A 19,331-nucleotide genomic window follows, 5' to 3' on the forward strand; every position below is an offset into this window, starting at 1 on the left:
AGGTATAGAATTAGCAATATCCAGTACTGATACTGGCATGACAATCTGATAAATCGAGGGGATAAAAATGGCAAAGGTCCAAGAAGAGAACGTAAAAAAACGGCACACCACCTATACAGTTAAACCCTACTCTCAGGATTTCAAGAGCTGGATGTTGAATCGTACAACACTAGGGGTTTTTATTAATTATAATCTTAATAAAGACTACCCACCTCAATATCATTCGTTTCAAAACGTAAAAAATAATATTGTAAACACCTTTAGACTGTCTCAATTATTTCCTTTTGATGGCTACGACCTTAACTCACAGCAAATTACGTATCATAACAACAAAAAAGGCCCTGTTTACATAGACCATCAATTTGGATGGTTAACTTTTCTCGCTTTTTTTGGTCTCCCTACCAGACCTTATGCCGTAGAAGCCAAAGACGGAACTTTTAATCCAAAATTGAGCATCATAGACGTTGTTGTCAATTTATTTGGTGGCTGGAAATCACCTTCTTCAAAACTCACACCAACACAATATTGGCTACAATTAATTGCCCTCTTTACAGTAAAACCTTTTGTGATTTTCCCGTTGAATGTAGTGACTGGGGTTTTAAAATTCTTTGTGAATATTGTAAAACTCGCGATCTTCATTCCTTTGCGTATTGTAGGTCTTATTTTACACGAAGCAATTCACTTCCTCCTGACTTCAACACGCAAGGTAACACTTTCAGATTGGCCTCTAATACGTAAAGTCCCTGCAACAATTTTTCTAGGACTACTATCTCTCACATCACTTCTCGAAATTCCTCTTATGATTTCTAATCGAATATCGCTGGCTATTCTCGCACCGCTGAATAGCATGCAATATCATTTAGCAAGAGGTCGTAGTGTTAAAATATTGAGTGATTCAACTCGAAAATTCAACGCTGAAGCACATGAAAATTATGACCCCAAAGTTCCGCCTGCTGATCCAATCGCTGATTTAATTGGCTATACTAGCGCACTAGTGAGCTTTGCCATTACCGCCGTCGCGTGGGCTTTTATTCTATCGCTCGCTATCGGTGCCACCACAACTTTCTTCCCAGCTTTAATTCCTGCCGTAGTTGCAACTTTTGGGTGGGTTGCCCAAATACCTTTTATCGCAGGAGCGCTGGGTATTGCACAAAGTATAGTCGGATTAACAGTCATACCATCATTTATCGGTTTTTTAACTCCTTTTATTTCAATGCTATCTGCTTTTCTTGGATTACAGGCCTCATTAACTTTATTAACTTCCGCAGCAACTGTTGGTTTTAGTGCCGCTTTAATCGGAGTTCCCCTGACTTATGCCGCTAATAAATTCAGTAATTGGTATGTGAGCTGGCATGGAAAACAACCTGCAAAAACAGTATTGAGTCGGAAAAAATCAGCGGGTGCTGATGATTTCGATCCAGCAAATGACGATGAAAACGACTCAGATATTGAGCTTGAGAATAAAAAACTTTTAGGTGCTCGCGAAAAAAAACGCGTTTCTGAACATGGCAAGAAAGATGGCGCTGATCACACCACGTCTGATCCACGTGTTGATGCAAAATATTTAGCACATCAAGCTCAGTATGCTCAGATTCAAACTGACCATAGAGAGCAACATGCTAATGCAACAGGTAACGCCGCTGAAACATCTCTTCAACTACAACATCCACGAACTGCATTATTTAATCGAGATACTGATCGAACAAGAAAAGCTACAGCTCTTTTAGAAAATGACATCGGAAATCGCTATCAAATCGGCGAAGCTTTTTCACGCGGAGATTGTTTTTATGATGCTTTTGCACAGGGTTTAAATCAATTAAAGAACACGGGCGCACACACGATTAAAAGCCTACGCACACAATGCGCTAACATTGTCCGTAGCTTTAAGGCTGATTCACCTGAGCAAAAATGGCTTCAGAAATTAATTCCAGATCAAGGAAATCTTGCCGCTTATAATATGAAGGTTGATTTGACATCTGATGAATGCATGAATGTTGACTTTAATTTAGATAAACACGCGATCTGGGGAAATCCAGATATTGATGGCGTGTTACTTTGCAAAAAATATGGTGTTAATCTTCACATTATCGATATCCACGAGCATGAAGTTGAAGAAGATTCAGAAACACAAGCCGAAACTCTTAACTTTGTTTTACATCGCTTGATTACACCTACTGCACCGTCTAAGACCATGGATTTAGACGAAATACCAGATGAGAATACAATCACTATAATCAACTACCATGATCATTTTGTACCCGCATTTCCTACAACTCGTTTACAAATGAACAATGCAAAATTCTAAATCATGCTTTAAAAACAAGGATGTAATCATTCACCCCCTTGGCTGGGATGGCTAAAAAACAAAGGGGTCAGATCTAAGTTTATGGGTACTAACAGAACCCATCAAACTTAGATCTGACCCCTTCATGCCTATGCCAACAATAGTCGGCAAACAATAATCGACGCAACAATCCCAACAAAATCCGCAATAAGACCTGCAGGAACTGCGTGTCGAGTACGACGAATACTCACCACACCAAAATAAACGGCAATCACGTAAAATGTCGTTTCAGTACTGCCCATCATGGTCGCTGCCAAATGAGACACATGCGCATCGCCACCAAAAGTTTTGATTATATCCAGCAACACTCCATTCGATGCGCTATAAGAAAAAGGCCGCATAATCGCTAAAGGTACAACCGCTGTGGGCACACCCATTTTTTCAAAAAATGATCCAACCGAAGAAAAAATTAAATCAAATCCACCGGATGCTCTGAACATTCCAATCGCAACGAGCATTCCTACCATATAAGGAATAATTTTTATCGATAATTGAAAACCATCTTTTGCGCCATCCACAAACACTTCGTACACTTTCACTTTTTTGCAAGCTGCGATGAATGGAATCCCTGCAACCATCAATAAAAATAAACTATTTGATATGGCATCAGTTAGTTGGCTGAACATCATAAGGCACCTCCTGTTCAGGCAAACGATACATGGGGGTTTTTTCTAGAAACTTTACAGCAATAATTCCTGCCATCGTTGAAAATGTCGTCGCAACAAGAGAGGTAATAATGATATCAGTAGGATGTGCTGCACCTGCAGCGGCTAAAAATGCAATTGCGCTGGTGGGAATTAATTGAACACTTGAGGTATTAATCGCTAAAAAAGTGCACATCGCATTTGTTGCAACGCCTGGACGTGGGTTTAAAGTTTCTAATTCTGCCATCGCCTTTAATCCAAATGGTGTAGCAGCATTTCCGAGCCCTAACATATTCGCCGCAATATTCATCACCATCGCGCCCATGGCTGGATGCTCTACAGGTACATCAGGAAATATTCGTCTCATCAACGGACGAATTGCTCTGGCAAGCGCTCGTACAAATCCTGCCTCTTCGGCAATACGCATTATGCCAAGCCACAATGACATTATGCCAGTGAGCCCCAAAGCCAATTCGAAAGCAAATTTTGCTGATTCTGTGACAGAAGCCACGACAGCCGGAATTTTACCCGTTATCACCCCAAAGACTACGGATAAAATAATTAATCCAAGCCATATTATATTTAACATTGATGCTTCTCCAATTAGAGGGGAATAGTAACGAATAAACAGGAGATTCTCAATAAAAGATCTTAGAGGAGACTGAAAAATTAAATAGCAAATAAAGAAGATTTTCCTTTCGCGATGAGGGGTTTTAGGGGAGAGAATCGTGATTCTCTCTCCTAAATATATTAAAGAAAGCATCTCCCGGTTTTAAAATCAGCAATTCTGAATACAGGGCATTGAGCAACCAAACACCTAAAATCCTTAACTGGGAGATGCTTATTTTTTGTCAGGATTATTTTTCTCAGCATAGTTCATAACGAGCACGCTTAATATGCATAAAATACCAGAAAAAATAAAAGGCATGTAAATACTAATTGCAGCTAATAATGAAGCAGCTATTGCGCCAACACTAAATGCTGCAGCAACCACTGCACCAATCACGCCCATTACCCATCCTTGCTCATCATGCGAAACTCGATTCGAACACATAGTAATTAATACTGAGTAAGCAATACTGCACGCAACCGCAACAGGAATAGAATAAAGCCAAAATTCTTTCGCGGATGTTTCTGTTACTATTAGTAGCAATCCTATTCCCATCGCGATCATATTTAAATTAACTGTCATCGTATAAGATAAATATCGCGTGCATATTTTGATTCCCACTGTAAGTGCGATAGCAAATAACGCTCCCATGTAAGACATATATTGCGCAATTTCGATATTATCATAATGATAATTTTGCAAAACAAATACCGGGACATACACAAAGAATATTGTCCATGTCAATTCAACTATGAATAATGCGACTGAATGCCAACGCACTTTTTTATTGGTAAATGCGTCGGTAAAAACCATGAGGCCTCTAATAATATTAATGGGTGCCTTAATTTTGGGCCTATAACTTTCAACGAGCGTTATCATCAATAACAGTGCATTTAATAAAGCTAAAACGCCAGCAACATAAAAAGGCGTACTATATGTAAACCAAGAAATAATTTTTTCATCGGCTAAATAACCTCCGGCTATCGGCCCCACAACAAACCCAACGCAATTGGCGAAAATAATCCAACTCATATTATTAATTTTATCTTGATGACTACTGATATCAGCAATCACAGCTTGTGCGATCGATTGGCTACCAGAAAAAAATCCGCTCACCAAGCGACCAATGATTACCCAAAACAATGAACCGATTTGAATGCCAATGCCTGACAAGGCAAAACCTAGCGCATCACCCGCTAAACAAATGACTAATACTTTTTTGCGACCGATACGATCTGATAGATCACCCAAAAAGGGAGCGCCAATAAACATTAACACCGCCCACGAGGTCAGGGTAATCCCATACCACAATTGGCGGACGTTCTCGCTGGTCGCGAGGGGCAAAATACTCTCTGAGGGTGTCATGAATAATGGACTGAGGATAGGAAATATAATCCCCGCCCCCATTGTGTCGATGACTAATACTAAAAAGAGTGGTGCCAATATAAAGATTTTGTTATGCTTTAGCATGATTACATCACTTTATTCCGGCGAAACTACTTAGATATCACAGTATAGCAAAAAAATCGAAACTCGAGAAGGTAAGGGTTTATGATCTCAACAAAAATCGACGAAGCAGTAACTGCTTTGAAACAAGGCGACGTGATCGCCTACCCCACAGAAGCTGTTTTTGGATTGGGGTGCGATCCATTCAATAAAACCGCCGTAGAAAGGCTGTTATCACTAAAACGACGATCCGTGTCTAAGGGCTTAATCTTGATTGCTAGTGATTGGAATCAGATCTCCTCGTTGACCCGCCCCATCGATGAAAGCACAATGAATCGAGCTCAAAACACCTGGCCAGGACCTTACACATGGATATTCCCTGCTTCTGATTCCGTACCCCCCTGGATCCGGGGTGATTATCCCGGGATTGCCCTCAGAGTCACACAACATCCACTGGCTAGCGCCCTCTGCGAGGCCTTTGGCGGTCCTATCGTATCAACGAGTGCCAATCTTGAAGGCACACCCCCTGCCAAAGCGGTAGAAGATCTTGTAAACATTTTTCCGACTGGAATTGGGGTAATCCTCGCAGGCCCGCTGGGGGACAGCGAAAATCCCACAACAATCAGAGATGTTCTCACAGGGGATTTCCTACGCAAATAATTTGATAAAAGCCTTTGTTAAACTGTGCTCTCATAATAAACTCATAATCAGTAACTGAAATGAGGAGCACAGTATGAGCGATGTCGATATTCAAGCCGTTAAAGACTACCTACTCGCCCTTCAAGATCGCTTTGGCGAAATCCTTAAACAAGAAGATGGCGAATCGACCTTCCAAATCGACACATGGGATAGGCCATTAGGCGGGGGCGGAAAAACATGTGCAATGGAAAACGGTCCTGTCGTCGAACGGGCAGGTGTCAACTTCTCTCATGTATTTGGTGATAACCTCCCTCCCAGTGCGAGCGCTCATCGCCCTGAACTGGCCGGGCGACATTTTCAGGCTCTTGGCTTGTCTACTATCGTGCATCCCCGCAATCCTTATGCCCCGACGTGCCATGCAAATCTGCGCCTTTTTGTCGCTGAAAAAGCCGGGGAAGCACCTGTTTGGTGGTTTGGAGGTGGTTTTGATCTCACCCCCTTTTACGGTTTTGAAGAAGATTGTATTTTCTGGCACGAACACGCACTCGCGGCCTGCGCCCCTTTCGGCAAAGAGGTCTATCCAGAGTACAAAAAATGGGCAGACAAGTACTTCTATTTATTACACCGTCAAGAAGCTCGTGGTATTGGCGGCCTTTTTTTCGATGACCTTAACGCTTGGGGATTTGAGCGTTGTTTTGATTTCATTCGCGAAGTCGGCGATCATTTTCTCGCTGCTTATCAACCCATTTTAAATCGACGCAAAAACACGCCCTACGGGGAACGTCAAAGGGATTTCCAATGTTACCGACGAGGACGTTACGTTGAATTTAATTTAGTCTACGATAGAGGCACATTATTCGGATTACAATCCGGGGGGCGTACTGAATCCATATTAATTTCATTACCAACACCTGTACATTTTCGCTATAACTGGCAACCTGAGCCTGGCAGTGAAGAAGCGCGATTATACGAACAGTTTTTACCAGCACGAGAGTGGCTGGCTTGAGAGTCGGATAGGGATAGGTGTCAGATCTAAGATAAATACTGTTACTAGTACATTATGTCTTGTATATGTATGTGAATGTATTAATCTTAGAGCTGACACCTATCCATGACCCTTGCCCTTCTACAGCTAGCAATATTTAACAACACACGTATAATACAGCTATCTACTGCTAGGAGAAATCGTTCGTGAAAAAGGCACTTATTGTTGTTTTACTGTTCGCTGTAATAGCGTTAGGACTCCCAGTTGTCGATGGATTTTGGGTCCAGAAAAAATATTACCGACTTATGACATTAGTGAATCAACGAACACCCATGACCGTTGAGATCATTGACTACCATCACGGTTGGTTCAGCTCTACTGCTACATTACAAATCTCAGCAACCGCTTTAAAGAAAAATACCGCGAGCGAAAGTCCGTTACAAAATAATTATCAATTCATACTTAAAGAAAAACTCTACCATGGCCCGATTATTTATCGCAGCAGCAATCCCGCTGACACTTTTGGAAAATACCTCACATGGGCTCTTGCCTTGAGCGAAATAAAAGTGAATCAACCTGATTTAAAACTCAACACTCTTGCGATATATCACTATAATGGAAACGTTGATTTTCGTTTCGAATGTCCTTCGCTCGTGTATCCTACTGGGAATCTCAACGAAACATACAATATCGAAAAGTTAATCGGAACTTTCAAATTATCCAAACGATTTAAGCATAGCCAAGGTAAAATTTCCGCTGCTTCAGTCGATATTCCCCTCAAAGATGGACATCAAATAATAAAAAATGTGAGCTATGACTTTACACTAGACAAAAATGCATTTGATTTTTGGCAAGGCCTTCGTGCCATCAAAATTGATGATGCAATATTATCAGCCGGCGATAAAATTCAATTAAAAAATATAGCACTTTCTCTCATTGATCACACAAAATCACATTATTTAAGAAGCACCCTCAACGCAAAAATTGATTCTTTTAAATTTAACGATGCCGATTACGGAAAACAAAATTTAGTCTTCACCGTTTCCAATCTCAACTTGGAATCACTAGGCGAACTTGGTCAAAAAGCGGATTTATTAGACCAGGAAAATGCCTCACTCCCTTCTAAAGCATTAGAATTAACACCTTTAGTGCTTCGCTTATTAAGCGACGGATTTAATCTCAATTTATCATCGATTGATTTAAACACAAAATGGGGCGCTATCAGCGGAAATGCTTCTTTGGATATTTCAAAACAAGAGCATTCTCACACACAATTTTTTAGCGTACTTAACAGCACAACGGGGAAAGCAGATTTTATTTTCCCGGCAAAATTGCTTCAAGAAATGCTAGAATCACGTTATCAATCGCTGGTTACAACTCAACAAAAAAATGAAACATCACCCGCTGCTCTCGTGAAAGAAAATATCGACCGCTGGATATTAGCTGGATGGCTCATTCCTCAAGGAGATAATTATCAAGTGAATTTCGTATATAAAATGAATCAGCTTTTGTTAAACGGGAAGCCGATGAAAATCCCTAACCTCCCTATTCCTGATTTTCAATCCACCAATTCCAACCGGTAGAGGTGATCAATATGGCAAGAGATTACGCACGAAACCGAACCTCACGACGCAATGCTCGGACAGGCGCAATTACACCTCGTGGTGGACGACGTCCGTCATCACAATTGGGAATGTCATTTAACAAGCGATCTCCTCGCGCACATTCATTTTTATTGCTTATTAGCGGAATGCTGATTGGTCTGATTATCGCCGGTGTTATTTACATTAAGCGTGCACAACATGAACCCAAACCAACTCTTGCTCAAACGCAAGAAAATACAACTCAATCGAAAAAAACCGTCAAGCTCAAAAACAAATTAAGCAATAAACAAAACGCTCATATACAAGATTCTGAAAAAAATGTGGACGCTGATGAAAATGAAAATATTGATGAGGAAGAAACTGCTGTATTAGATACACTCTCTCATGAACCCAAGAAAAAAATCGCTGAACCAACTCAACCTCAATACGAATTCTATACCATGTTACCTAAAGACAAAATTGATGACATATCATCTGAAAGAGATAAACCAGAACCTAAAGTGTTCTCTAACAATCAATACCAATTGCAAATTGCCTCAATGAAGCAATTTGAAGATGCCGACCACCTTAAAGCGCAATTGATTTTACAAGGCTACAAAGCCAGTATCAGCAAACAAATCCGTCACGGATCAACTCGCTATCGAGTCATTGTAGGCCCGTTTGGCTCTTCCAAAGCCGCTATGACCCATCAGCAAACCCTTAAAAAGAACGGTATCAGCAGTATTCTATTGCCTGCACCCGCCCCCTCAAACACCTGAAGAAGCCCTATCTAGAACGTCTGCCCTAAGAAAGCCGCTCATTAACTTGGGCCCCAACTGAGATTGTCTCCAGCAATCCCCAAGCAAAATCTAAGCCCGTGAACTATAATTGGAGTGTAGGGGTGTAAGAATGGGTGCGTGTCTATGCGATTTAAAAGTCAAATCATTACAGATTCGATTAATTCTCTGATTAGTCTTGAACTCGTGCGCGCGGTATTAGACGAAAGTAAATTGAGTATTGAGACAAGCAAAGCTCAAAAAGATCCTAAAAAAGTTGAAGCGTTAACACAGAAACTGGCCACCAAGAAAGAACGAAGCCTAGAAATAATTCATTATTTGAAAGACCTTCAAAACCGTATTTTAGAAAATCAAACGGAAGAATCTTTAGCTACTTTGTTAAGGGAACTTGAAGGCATAAAAATTCAGGCACATTTTGTGGTAGATCCATTAGCAAAATATCTTAAAGAAAAAAATTCCGTACTCGTTCACTCAAAAAGTCATGAAGCTCCCTCTTCAACCAAAAAAAAAGAGTTTGTTTACCGACCAAAACTCGAACTATTGAAACAAACTATTAATCAATTCGCTGAAATTCACAGTGGCTTGAATGTATTGTTAGCTTCTTTACAGTCGGTGAATGCTATGAACCATTCAATGATACAGGGATTACCCGACAACAAGGGCCAAATTAATTCACCTGCAATCCAAGAATTCACAAAAGATTCCACAGCTTCAAATACCGAAGTTTTTCCAGATGAAAATCCACCGGCTATATTTGATCTGCATCGAAGTGTTTTAGTCAATGGAAAATTATTGCATTTTATTCCGACTCAAGATGAAATAGGTACAGGAAAATATAAAACCCCTCTTGAAAAATTAAAGGCACAACTTCTAAGTTTTTTAGACGAGGATGAATCTATACGGAATAATCCCATTGTAAGAGAGGCTCTATGTAACGCGATCTTAAAAAATGGCCAGTCTTTACAAACTGCATTTACTAATGAATATCTCCCGGATAATCACAAGGTTTGGCCAATGGTTGATAGAAATAACAATGAACTCTGTCTTATAGCCGATACCGAAGCAACCTATAATTGGACTCTTAAAAATGGTCTTTTAACGGTAGACATAGAACTGGATGTAAAATCCCTAACCACCCCATTTAGTCGGATCCCATCAGCCCCTCGTATCATTGATAACAAAACAGGGGAAATTCGCGAATATGATCCCGAACAGGAGAAATGTGGAAGTTGTCCAACTATCATTAAATACCAAGCATCGATTTCATTTGACACAAAACCAACTGCTAACGAAACACTAGCAGTCCCCCAAGTTAACCACTATGCAGTGACCGTGTTTCATGATCAATTTCAGTACACACCAACTCTGACAGTATTTGCTGAATTAGAGACCAAACCAAAACAAGCCACCGCACCTGTGAGCTCTAATAAATAATAAATACAAATAAATAAAGCTATTTTAATACCCGCAATGCATTGTTTTTTCATGAAATTTACTTGACTTTCTAAGGATAATCTGGTTAAATGCTCCAAATACTGAAAAAGCGGAGCAGCCCATGAATAAATTCTTCTCTACAGCAGCACCTAACGGCCTACAGCTTCCGGTTGCCATTATGATAAGACCTATACCTCATACTAAATCATCTAATGTCTTAAATTGCACAGGTGTGCTTATCGGAGCACATAGTGCTGACATAAATCCTATCCTTGAAGAACTCCCCAGTAGAGTCAATAAAGACTCTGTTTCACATGGCGAACGTGTCGTTCAACATACTTTAGAATTTAAGCTAGACCAAGATTACTTCCAGTTTTGGCAATCAACTCATTCAATTATCCAAACAACAAATCCTCGATTAGCTTGCCATTCAACGCAGGTTTTTTTCTTATTTGGAAACTCTAAAGATTATGCCGACCTAAATTCAACTCAACAATTTTTACAGGAATTTTCCGGAGCTCAGACCTATCTTATCGACTACTCAGGAGATGATCCTGAATTAAAACCCACAACTGCTCCCTTCGAAGAAAGCCAATTTTTAGCTTCTTACACTACAACTCGAGATTTATTTTTCAGCTCTTTCAAAACTATTTTGAAAAAATTGGATAAACTCTCTGCTCCACAAAATCACGAACCTCAAACATCTGCTGAATCGAGCTGTGCAATTTTGTGATGTAAAAATTGAAAAGCCTTTGCTCGATGACTGATTTGATTTTTAATGTTATCAGCCAGCTCCGCCGAAGCACATTGATGAGTTGGAACCCAAAAAATAGGATCGTAACCAAACCCTTTATTTCCCTGCGGGGAAAACAAAATTTCACCTTCCCAGCTCGCTTGACAAATTAAAGGGTACGGATCATGGGGATAACGAAATAATACCAATACACAAACAAAACGCGCACTTCGATTCGGAGCCTGAATATTCCCCATTTCGGTCAACAACTTTTCAATATTGTCTTCTGCATTCGCCTTTAAGCCTGCATAACGAGCAGAAAAAATTCCTGGCTTACCACCCAGCGCATCCACAATTAATCCTGAATCATCACCTAATGCAGCCAGCCCTGTTTTTTCAGCAGCATGACGTGCTTTAAGAATGGCATTCTCCACAAAGGTTTGGCCTGTTTCTTCAACATCTTCTACATTAAAATCAGATTGTGGAATTATTTTAATATCAAGATCAGACATTAAAGCGGAAAATTCGTTAATTTTCCCTGTATTTGAAGTTGCTAAAACTATTTTCAAAGACGCGACGCCGTATTAATTCCAGAAGTTACACGCTCATGCCCTGCCAAATCACGCTCTGTTTTTATTCGGGTAAATCCGCACTGTTCCATAAGATTTCGCACGGCTTCACCTTGTTCAAATCCGTGCTCTAATAATAATAAGCCACCATTGTGTAAATAATCGGAGGCATTAGAAATAATTTCTCGCATCGCACTTAAGCCATCAGGACCAGAAACTAAAGCGTTTCTCGGTTCAAAACGAACATCGCCCCACTCTAAATGAGGATCACGTTCAGCAATATACGGAGGATTAGAAACAATGGCTTGATACGTTTGATGAGGCAATGCTAAACACCATGACCCCTGACTAAACTGAACATTTTTCAGCTGCAATTCTTCAGCGTTTTCTTTGGCTACTTGCAACGCTTCTTTTGAAAAATCCGTAGCAGTAATTTGCCAATTCGGTCGCTCTTTCGCCAACGTGAGCGCAATCGCCCCACAACCTGTACCTAAATCAGCCACTTGAATTTCGCTTTCTAGAGGTAATTCTGATAATAAAATTTGTACCAATAATTCCGTTTCGGGCCTTGGAATTAACGTCGCTGGTGTCACAATAAAATCTTCGTTCCAAAACGCTTGTTTGCCAATTAAATAAGCAATAGGCTCACCTGCTATTCGCTCTTGAATTAAGGCTTGTAAATGTAATTGTTGCTCAACAGTAAGCGATTGCTCAGGATGTGAATAACAATATCCGCGAGAAACTTTGAGTGTGTGAGCTAACAATAACTCAGCATCGAGTCGCGGTGTATTGGATGTTAATTGATTAGTTGCAAAAATAATGGCGTCTTGAATAGTATCCCAACTGTGATGACGTTTAGTATCGATTTCATCCTTAATCATTTTTATTCCTCACTTAATGTGGCTAATAAGTCCATTTGGTGTTCTCTCAGCAAAGGCTCTATGACTTGACCAAGAGCACCTTCCATAATATCACTTAACTTATACAATGTTAAATTGATGCGATGATCAGTTAATCGGCCCTGCGGAAAGTTATAGGTTCGTATTCGTTCCGAACGATCGCCGGTGCCTACTAAGTTCCGTCGTTGTTCCGCTTGTTGTTGCTGTTGCTGAGAACGCTGTGAATCCAATATTCGTGCTTGTAATAAAGACATCGCTTTCGCTTTATTTTTATGTTGCGATCGCTCTTCTTGGCATTCTGCAACAATGCCCGTAGGAATATGCGTAATTCGAATTGCAGAGTCTGTGGTGTTCACATGCTGCCCACCTGCACCCGAAGAGCGATAGGTATCAATTCTTAAATCAGTGGGTGAAATATCCACATTTTCAATTTCTTCTACTTCAGGCATTATTGCCACAGTACACGTCGATGTATGCACACGGCCTTGTGATTCAGTTTCTGGAACTCGCTGCACTCGATGAGCGCCCGATTCAAATTTTAAGTTGCCGTAGACGCCTTTCCCAGAAATTCGACTAATGATTTCTTTAAATCCACCATGCTCGCCATGACTCACTGATATCACTTCCACTTTCCAACGATTATTTTCTGCATACTTATTGTACATACGATGCAAATCGCCCGCAAAAATAGCGGCTTCATCACCTCCTGCCCCACCCCGAATTTCTAAATACACGTTACATTGATCATTAGGATCTTCTGGTAATAATAGCGTTTGAATTTCGTTATTCATTGAATCTAATCGCGCCAACGTATCCGCAACTTCCATCTCGGCTAATGCGCGCATCTCACTGTCTTTTTCTTGTAACATCAGCTGAGCATCATCGTGCAATTTTTCAATGCGCTGGTATTCTTTAAATTTTTCCACAAGGGGCTCTAGCTTAGAATATTCTTTAGAATATTCCCTAAATTTATCTTGATGTGAAATCACTTCTGGCGTGCTAATAAGTTGAGATAATTCCTCAAATCTTTCCGTCAATTTTACCAATTTATTTTTTATCGAGTCTTTCATTGTATGGGGTGCCTTATCACAAATCAAATAATAATCGCGCGAATGCCAACAGTTCGGGCCGATCATCGAACGCTGCTTGACGCAAATGGATAGTAGGACTATGCATTATTTTATTCGTTAAACTTCGTGATAAAATAGTCATTACTTGTTTTGGATCTTGCCCTCGCCCAATTAATAACATAGCTTCTTTTAACGCCTCATCCCGTAGCTGATCAATTTTTTTACGATAATCGCGGACTGTACTTAAAGCATCTTGCCCGCGCCACTCGCGCATAAAATGCGCAGCCGCCAAAGAAATCATTTCTTGCGCTTTTTGCGCTGCACCTTCACGACATTTTAAATTTTGATCAACGAAAGTAATTAAGTCATCAATGTTGTAAAGATAAATATCTTCTAGCGCCCCCGCCTCCGGCTCTACATCACGTGGAATCGCTAAATCAACTATAAAAATAGGGCGATGTTTTCGCACCTTCAATGCACTTTCCAGAGTGCCTTTTCCTAAAATGGGTAATTGACTCGCAGTCGCCGTCACAACAATATCCACTTCTTTTAAATACGCAGGGACATCAGCAATGCGTATCCAATGTCCGTGATATTTTTTTGCAATTAATTCTGCGCGTTCTAAAGAACGATTTGCAACAATAATGCGCCGCGCACCTTGATTGTACAAATGCATCGCAACCATTTCGATGGTATCACCTGCACCAATCAGCAAAACGGGGTGTTGTTCAAATGAAGAAAAAATTCTTTTTGCGTGGTGCACTGCAGCATATGCAATTGAAACAGGACTTGCTCCAATTTCTGTATCAGAACGAACTTGTTTTGTGACCGAAAAAACTGTGGGAAATAATCGACCGAATACATCTCCAACTGTTCCTGCGTCACGCGCAATAGAATAAGCTTGTTTGATTTGCCCAAAAATTTGCGACTCACCCAACATCATTGAATCGAGCCCACTGGCCACCTGCATGACATGACGAACGGCATCTTGATGACGATAACAATATAAATGTGGCGCTAAAGCATCGATGGATAATTGATGATAATGCGCCAACCAATTTTTCACTTCATTTTCTGCGTCACCCGCGCAATATAATTCGACGCGATTGCACGTTGAGAGAATAACCGCTTCATTAACAGCTTCTAATCCCACTAAATCACGCAAAGCCAGAGGTGTTTTTTCGGTGCAAAAGGACAGCTGCTCGCGAAGAGCGATCGGTGCGGTCTTATGATTGAGTCCTATTGCTAACATACGTGAGATTATAGGCTTTGTAGAGAGTCATGGAAAGGGGCAAGCGTAGTAAAAGCCAGAGAATGAAGCAATCTTAGATTTGCCCCCTCTCACTTCCGTGATAGACTCATAAACATTCGCTAATGGATTAGTTTTTTGTAACTTGTTTAAGGAAAAATCATGGGTCTAGTTAACACTGTCAACAGCTTTTCTCGTCATACTTTAAAGCCTGCAGCCATTTTTTTAACTATTATGGCCACATCCCTTACGGGCTGCTCGACCATGCAAGGCGTTTTTGAACGTCCCGCCCAAGCACCCAGCAATCAGCCTCTCAGCAACACCCAACGCTCTGCTCAATTATCACAGTTAAATTCTTGGACAGCCCGAGGTTCCGTCGGCATTTCCTATCAGGGCAAAACAGACATCGGCACGTTTGTGTGGCGTCAAGACGGTTTGGCTTACGACTTCAGAACGTACGGCCCTCTTAACGCAGCTAGCATCCGCATCGAAGGTAGCCCGGGGCATGCAACACTATGGAAAAATGTTAATACCCCGCGCAGCGCGCCATCCCCGGAAGCACTCATGCGACAAGAACTAGGCTGGTTTTTACCGCTTTCGAATTTGCGTTTTTGGAGTCGCGGACTCGCTGCGCCAGGAGTTGCCGCCCGAACAACTCATGATGAATACGGTCATCTTAAAGTGTTACAACAACAAGGTTGGTTAGTTAATTATCAACGGTATCAAGCTGTAGGAAATTTAGATTTACCTCGCAATGTCGTCATGACGAATGGTGATTTGCGCGTAAAAATCGTCTTTAAGCAATGGTAAGCTTTGAATATCACGGTACATAATTATAAACGTGGGGCGTTTTTCGCCCCTTTCTTACACCACTGAAAATGATACACGCGCCGCTATTTCAAATCCGTCATCTATAAGGAATAGAATTTCATAGTCACCTGGCAATAAACTCAAAAATGTATGTGCACCTATGATATCAGCTTCTGTTTTAACGGATTGCAGAATATTTTCCTCATTCAGCACTTGATTTTTATTGACCACAACTATCCAATCAAATCGATTTCCTTGCGAAAAATACCAATGCACTATGATTGGTTCATGTCGATGATAAATTTTCTTATTCAACAACAGCATAATTTTTTTGTTACGTGGATTTATATAAAATTGAATACTAGCGAGTATATCATCTCTATCATTGAGAAGTTTCGCCTCATATTTACCTGGCATCCAGTTTTGGGTGGAATAACTAAATCTACCGTCTCTTTTCTCATTACATTTTCTTTCTGGAACCCCAGGATAACTCACGATGATTTTTTCACCAGAGTTACCTGGCGCATGAAACAACACTGTTAAGTTATCACCACTCTGGATCACACGATTTTGCACAGCGATATAGTTCGGCGGCACCGCTGGCACTATAGCAAGGGTCGAAACAATAGCGCGATGATCAGAAGGCCATGGCAAAATTGCAATATCAGCATAAGGAGAATTGACCTCCCCAATGATTTTGTTTTGAATTGTTTTTATAGACCCCGAAACAAAAATAAAATCAATCCGATCTTGAGTATCTTCTAAATTTGGATTCCACCCGGTAACTTTTGGTCTACTTGCACACCAAGTATGACCCGGATGTTTTTTTGTATCAGGAAATAATTCTCGATATGAATCACGAAATCCTGCAGAGATTACAGCCTTACTAACGGGCCACTCAATTTCATCCCAATCTTGATGTGATGGCGAATTAAAATCGCCAGCAAGAATAATAGGAAAACTTTCTTTTAGAAGAGGACCTAAGACACTCAGGTATTTTTTTATTGTTGGCAGTCTAATTTGATTTTCAAGCTTGAGTATATCTGACGCGCTAGCATCATGAAAAAATTCCGACGGGCCATACGGATCAGAAGGCAAATGAACATTACTTATGGCAATAACTTTATTTGGCACTAGCTCTGCAAAAATAAAAAATCCTTTTCCACACGAAGGATCGATTAATGGGAAGCGAGAAATAACTTGAAAACGATTATTATAATATTTCATTCCTAACATCTGAGCTAATTCTGGAATATTACCATTTGCTTCCTCTATGGCAATAATATCAGGATTAACCGCTTTTATTGCTTCTATTGTCTTTTCAAAACTTACTAGCTTCCCACCCTCTTCGATATTAAACTCCATAAACTTAACATTGATCGATTTTCTAAAAAAAGGAATAGACAATCTCGCGCTTCTAAATAAAGAAATCAATGTATTGATGATCATTTATAGTTGACCTCAGATTCAAATAAGTTACATAAGACTCTGTATAGTCTACAGATCATTGTACCATATTCTTGTAATGCTCTAGTAACATATGATACATTCTTCGGATTAGTAGAGAATATACCGACCACTGAGATAACATGATCGATTCCAATACTTTATCACTTCCTGCTCCGGCAAAATTAAATCTTTTCCTCAACGTGCTGGATCATCGAGAGGATGGTTATCATAATCTTCAAACTGTTTTTCAATTTATCGATTTGTCGGATCAACTCGAATTCTCTCTGAAGGAAAATGAAAGCATTACACTTGACACTCCAGGGCTAACAATTTCCCAAGAAGACAATTTAATATATCGCGCTGCAAAACTGCTTCAAAAAACGACGGGTAGTCGATTGGGAGCTCATATTCGTCTTGATAAAAATTTGCCCATTGGTGGTGGTGTAGGTGGTGGAAGTTCGAACGCAGCAACAACGTTGGTCGGATTAAATCGACTTTGGCAAACAGGGCTTTCAAAACAAGAGCTCATGAAATTAGGCTCGCAATTGGGTGCTGATGTACCCATTTTTATTCACGGCGAAGCCGCTTACGCAACTGGAACCGGCGACGTTTTGACGAACTTAGAATTAGACGAGCCATGGTACGTGATCTTGATCCCACCGGTGAGCGTCCCCACTGCCGAAATATTTTCACACCCACAATTGACACGGAACAACCAACCTATCACAATAAGTGAATTCTTGAGCCATGGCGGCTCAAATAGTATGGAAGGGCTTGTCAGAAGCTTATATCCTGACATAGATCGCGCTCTTGACTGGTTAAATCAGTTTGGTTTTGCTAAGATGTCTGGTTCGGGCAGTACTGTATTTTTGAGCTTTGAAGAAAAAAATCGGGCCGAAAGTGTGGTCAGCCAAATTCCAGCTCCTTTCAAAGGAGTTGTTGCGAAAGGGTGCAATAAGTCACTACTTTATAGATAGCAATTGATTGGGGTGTCGCCAAGCGGTAAGGCACTGGGTTTTGATCCCAGCATTCCCAGGTTCGAATCCTGGCACCCCAGCCACAAATGATTATGTTACGTAGTAAGTAAACCAGAGGTGATATAGTGGCAGAAATTAAACTTTTCATGGGTAACTCCAATCCTGTTCTAGCGCAAAAAGTCTCTCACGAATTACAAATTCCTCTAGGTAAAGCCATTGTTGATCGATTCAGCGACGGCGAGATCATGGTGGAAATCCATGAAAATGTTCGCGGTCGAGAAATTTTTATTCTGCAATCCACCAGCGTTCCCACCAATGATAACCTCATGGAACTCATTATCATCACGGACGCGCTTCGCCGAGCCTCAGCAGCCAGCATCACCGCTGTCATGCCTTACTTTGGTTACGGCCGCCAAGACCGACGTCCTCGTTCAGCACGCGTTCCCATCACTGCAAAAGTTGTTGCTGATATGATGGCAACTGTCGGCATTACCCGCTTAATCACTGTTGATTTACATGCCGATCAAATTCAAGGCTTTTTCTCAATGCCAGTGGACAACGTTTATTCTACACCGGTGATGCTTGAAGACATGCTTGCTTGTGGTTATGACAAGTCGGTCACGGTAGTTTCTCCTGATGTAGGAGGCGTAGTACGTGCACGAGCCATCGCAAAAAGATTGAACGACTCCGATTTAGCGATCATCGACAAACGACGACGCACTCACAATCAATCTGAAGTCATGAATATTATTGGTGATGTTAAAGACCGAAAATGTATCGTCGTCGATGATATTGTAGATACAGCAGGCACACTTTGCCAAGCAGCCACAGCATTAAAAAAACAAGGCGCAACCAGTGTTGTTGCCTACGCAACTCACCCTGTGCTTTCTGGCCCGGCGATAAAAAATATTATAGACTCTGATTTAGATGAAGTTGTTGTTTGCGATACAATTCCATTACAACAAGCCGCTTTGAATTGCCCCAAAATTCGCTCCTTAAGTTTAAGCCATATTATTTCGGAAACAATTTTGCGCGTGAATAATAAAGAATCTGTAAGCTCGATGTTTGAAGATCAAAAGGCATAATATTCAGG

At 40.8% G+C, this 19,331-nt stretch carries 18 protein-coding genes and 1 tRNA gene; 11 read left to right on the forward strand and 8 right to left on the reverse strand.

Annotated features, from left to right (window positions below; translation table 11 throughout):
- The first annotated feature begins 67 nt into the window (after positions 1 to 67).
- Complete coding sequence (locus K2X50_02995; protein ID MBX9586205.1) at positions 68 to 2,305, forward strand: MFS transporter; 2,238 nt, start codon at positions 68 to 70, stop codon at positions 2,303 to 2,305.
- A gap of 128 nt (positions 2,306 to 2,433) precedes the next feature.
- Here K2X50_02995 and K2X50_03000 read toward each other — a convergent pair whose 3' ends face one another.
- The 3 genes from K2X50_03000 to K2X50_03010 form a co-directional block, all read right to left on the reverse strand.
- Positions 2,434 to 2,973 carry a spore maturation protein gene (locus tag K2X50_03000; GenBank protein ID MBX9586206.1) on the reverse strand — a complete coding sequence of 180 codons (540 nt, stop codon included), beginning with the start codon at positions 2,971 to 2,973 and terminating at the stop codon, positions 2,434 to 2,436.
- A complete protein-coding gene (locus tag K2X50_03005; protein MBX9586207.1) occupies positions 2,951 to 3,577 on the reverse strand; it encodes a nucleoside recognition protein in 627 nt (208 codons plus the stop codon). Before K2X50_03005 ends, K2X50_03000 begins: the two co-directional genes overlap by 23 nt.
- A gap of 252 nt (positions 3,578 to 3,829) precedes the next feature.
- Entirely contained in the window at positions 3,830 to 5,068 is a 1,239-nt protein-coding gene (locus K2X50_03010; GenBank protein ID MBX9586208.1) for an MFS transporter, read from the reverse strand.
- Positions 5,069 to 5,149: 81 nt separating this feature from the next.
- Here K2X50_03010 and K2X50_03015 point away from each other — a divergent pair, with 81 nt between their 5' ends.
- From K2X50_03015 to K2X50_03040, 6 genes are all read left to right on the forward strand, one after another.
- Positions 5,150 to 5,704, forward strand: coding sequence for a threonylcarbamoyl-AMP synthase (locus K2X50_03015; protein ID MBX9586209.1), 555 nt, complete (start codon positions 5,150 to 5,152; stop codon positions 5,702 to 5,704).
- Positions 5,705 to 5,777: 73 nt separating this feature from the next.
- Complete coding sequence (gene hemF, locus K2X50_03020) at positions 5,778 to 6,689, forward strand: oxygen-dependent coproporphyrinogen oxidase (GenBank protein ID MBX9586210.1); 912 nt, start codon at positions 5,778 to 5,780, stop codon at positions 6,687 to 6,689.
- A gap of 185 nt (positions 6,690 to 6,874) precedes the next feature.
- The gene (locus K2X50_03025; GenBank protein ID MBX9586211.1) at positions 6,875 to 8,251 is read left to right on the forward strand and encodes a YdgA family protein; all 1,377 of its coding nucleotides are present in this window, start codon (positions 6,875 to 6,877) and stop codon (positions 8,249 to 8,251) included.
- Between the two features lie 11 nt (positions 8,252 to 8,262).
- The gene (locus K2X50_03030) at positions 8,263 to 9,030 is read left to right on the forward strand and encodes an SPOR domain-containing protein (protein MBX9586212.1); all 768 of its coding nucleotides are present in this window, start codon (positions 8,263 to 8,265) and stop codon (positions 9,028 to 9,030) included.
- A gap of 144 nt (positions 9,031 to 9,174) precedes the next feature.
- Positions 9,175 to 10,482 carry a hypothetical protein gene (locus K2X50_03035; GenBank protein MBX9586213.1) on the forward strand — a complete coding sequence of 436 codons (1,308 nt, stop codon included), beginning with the start codon at positions 9,175 to 9,177 and terminating at the stop codon, positions 10,480 to 10,482.
- Between the two features lie 121 nt (positions 10,483 to 10,603).
- On the forward strand, positions 10,604 to 11,215 hold the full coding sequence (locus K2X50_03040; protein MBX9586214.1) for a hypothetical protein: 612 nt from the start codon (positions 10,604 to 10,606) through the stop codon (positions 11,213 to 11,215).
- Here K2X50_03040 and rdgB read toward each other — a convergent pair.
- Genes rdgB through hemA form a run of 4 tightly spaced genes read right to left on the reverse strand, consistent with a single transcriptional unit; the run spans position 11,179 to position 15,005 of the window.
- Entirely contained in the window at positions 11,179 to 11,784 is a 606-nt protein-coding gene (rdgB, locus tag K2X50_03045) for an RdgB/HAM1 family non-canonical purine NTP pyrophosphatase (protein MBX9586215.1), read from the reverse strand. The two genes, K2X50_03040 and rdgB, sit on opposite strands and share 37 nt — an antisense overlap.
- Positions 11,781 to 12,665, reverse strand: coding sequence for a peptide chain release factor N(5)-glutamine methyltransferase (prmC, locus tag K2X50_03050; GenBank protein ID MBX9586216.1), 885 nt, complete (start codon positions 12,663 to 12,665; stop codon positions 11,781 to 11,783). The genes rdgB and prmC overlap by 4 nt, the downstream gene beginning before the upstream one ends.
- 2 nt (positions 12,666 to 12,667) lie before the next feature.
- Positions 12,668 to 13,753 (reverse strand): peptide chain release factor 1, encoded by a 1,086-nt coding sequence (gene prfA / locus K2X50_03055; protein MBX9586217.1) that lies wholly within the window; start codon positions 13,751 to 13,753, stop codon positions 12,668 to 12,670.
- Between the two features lie 16 nt (positions 13,754 to 13,769).
- On the reverse strand, positions 13,770 to 15,005 hold the full coding sequence (gene hemA, locus K2X50_03060) for a glutamyl-tRNA reductase (GenBank protein ID MBX9586218.1): 1,236 nt from the start codon (positions 15,003 to 15,005) through the stop codon (positions 13,770 to 13,772).
- Between the two features lie 159 nt (positions 15,006 to 15,164).
- On the opposite strand from hemA, the gene lolB reads away from it, so the two are divergent.
- The gene (gene lolB / locus K2X50_03065; GenBank protein MBX9586219.1) at positions 15,165 to 15,812 is read left to right on the forward strand and encodes a lipoprotein insertase outer membrane protein LolB; all 648 of its coding nucleotides are present in this window, start codon (positions 15,165 to 15,167) and stop codon (positions 15,810 to 15,812) included.
- Positions 15,813 to 15,866: 54 nt separating this feature from the next.
- On the opposite strand, the gene K2X50_03070 is transcribed toward lolB, so the two are convergent.
- A complete protein-coding gene (locus K2X50_03070) occupies positions 15,867 to 17,261 on the reverse strand; it encodes a hypothetical protein (protein ID MBX9586220.1) in 1,395 nt (464 codons plus the stop codon).
- 140 nt (positions 17,262 to 17,401) lie between these two features.
- Here K2X50_03070 and ispE point away from each other — a divergent pair, with 140 nt between their 5' ends.
- The 3 genes from ispE to K2X50_03085 all read left to right on the forward strand — a co-directional run bounded on the left by ispE (position 17,402) and on the right by K2X50_03085 (position 19,323).
- Positions 17,402 to 18,238 carry a 4-(cytidine 5'-diphospho)-2-C-methyl-D-erythritol kinase gene (ispE, locus tag K2X50_03075; protein MBX9586221.1) on the forward strand — a complete coding sequence of 279 codons (837 nt, stop codon included), beginning with the start codon at positions 17,402 to 17,404 and terminating at the stop codon, positions 18,236 to 18,238.
- A gap of 8 nt (positions 18,239 to 18,246) precedes the next feature.
- A tRNA-Gln gene (locus K2X50_03080) sits at positions 18,247 to 18,321 on the forward strand.
- 42 nt (positions 18,322 to 18,363) lie between these two features.
- Positions 18,364 to 19,323 (forward strand): ribose-phosphate pyrophosphokinase, encoded by a 960-nt coding sequence (locus K2X50_03085; GenBank protein MBX9586222.1) that lies wholly within the window; start codon positions 18,364 to 18,366, stop codon positions 19,321 to 19,323.
- The last annotated feature ends 8 nt before the right edge of the window (positions 19,324 to 19,331 follow it).

This window comes from Gammaproteobacteria bacterium, from assembly GCA_019748175.1.
GTDB lineage: Bacteria > Pseudomonadota > Gammaproteobacteria > JAIEPX01 > JAIEPX01 > JAIEPX01.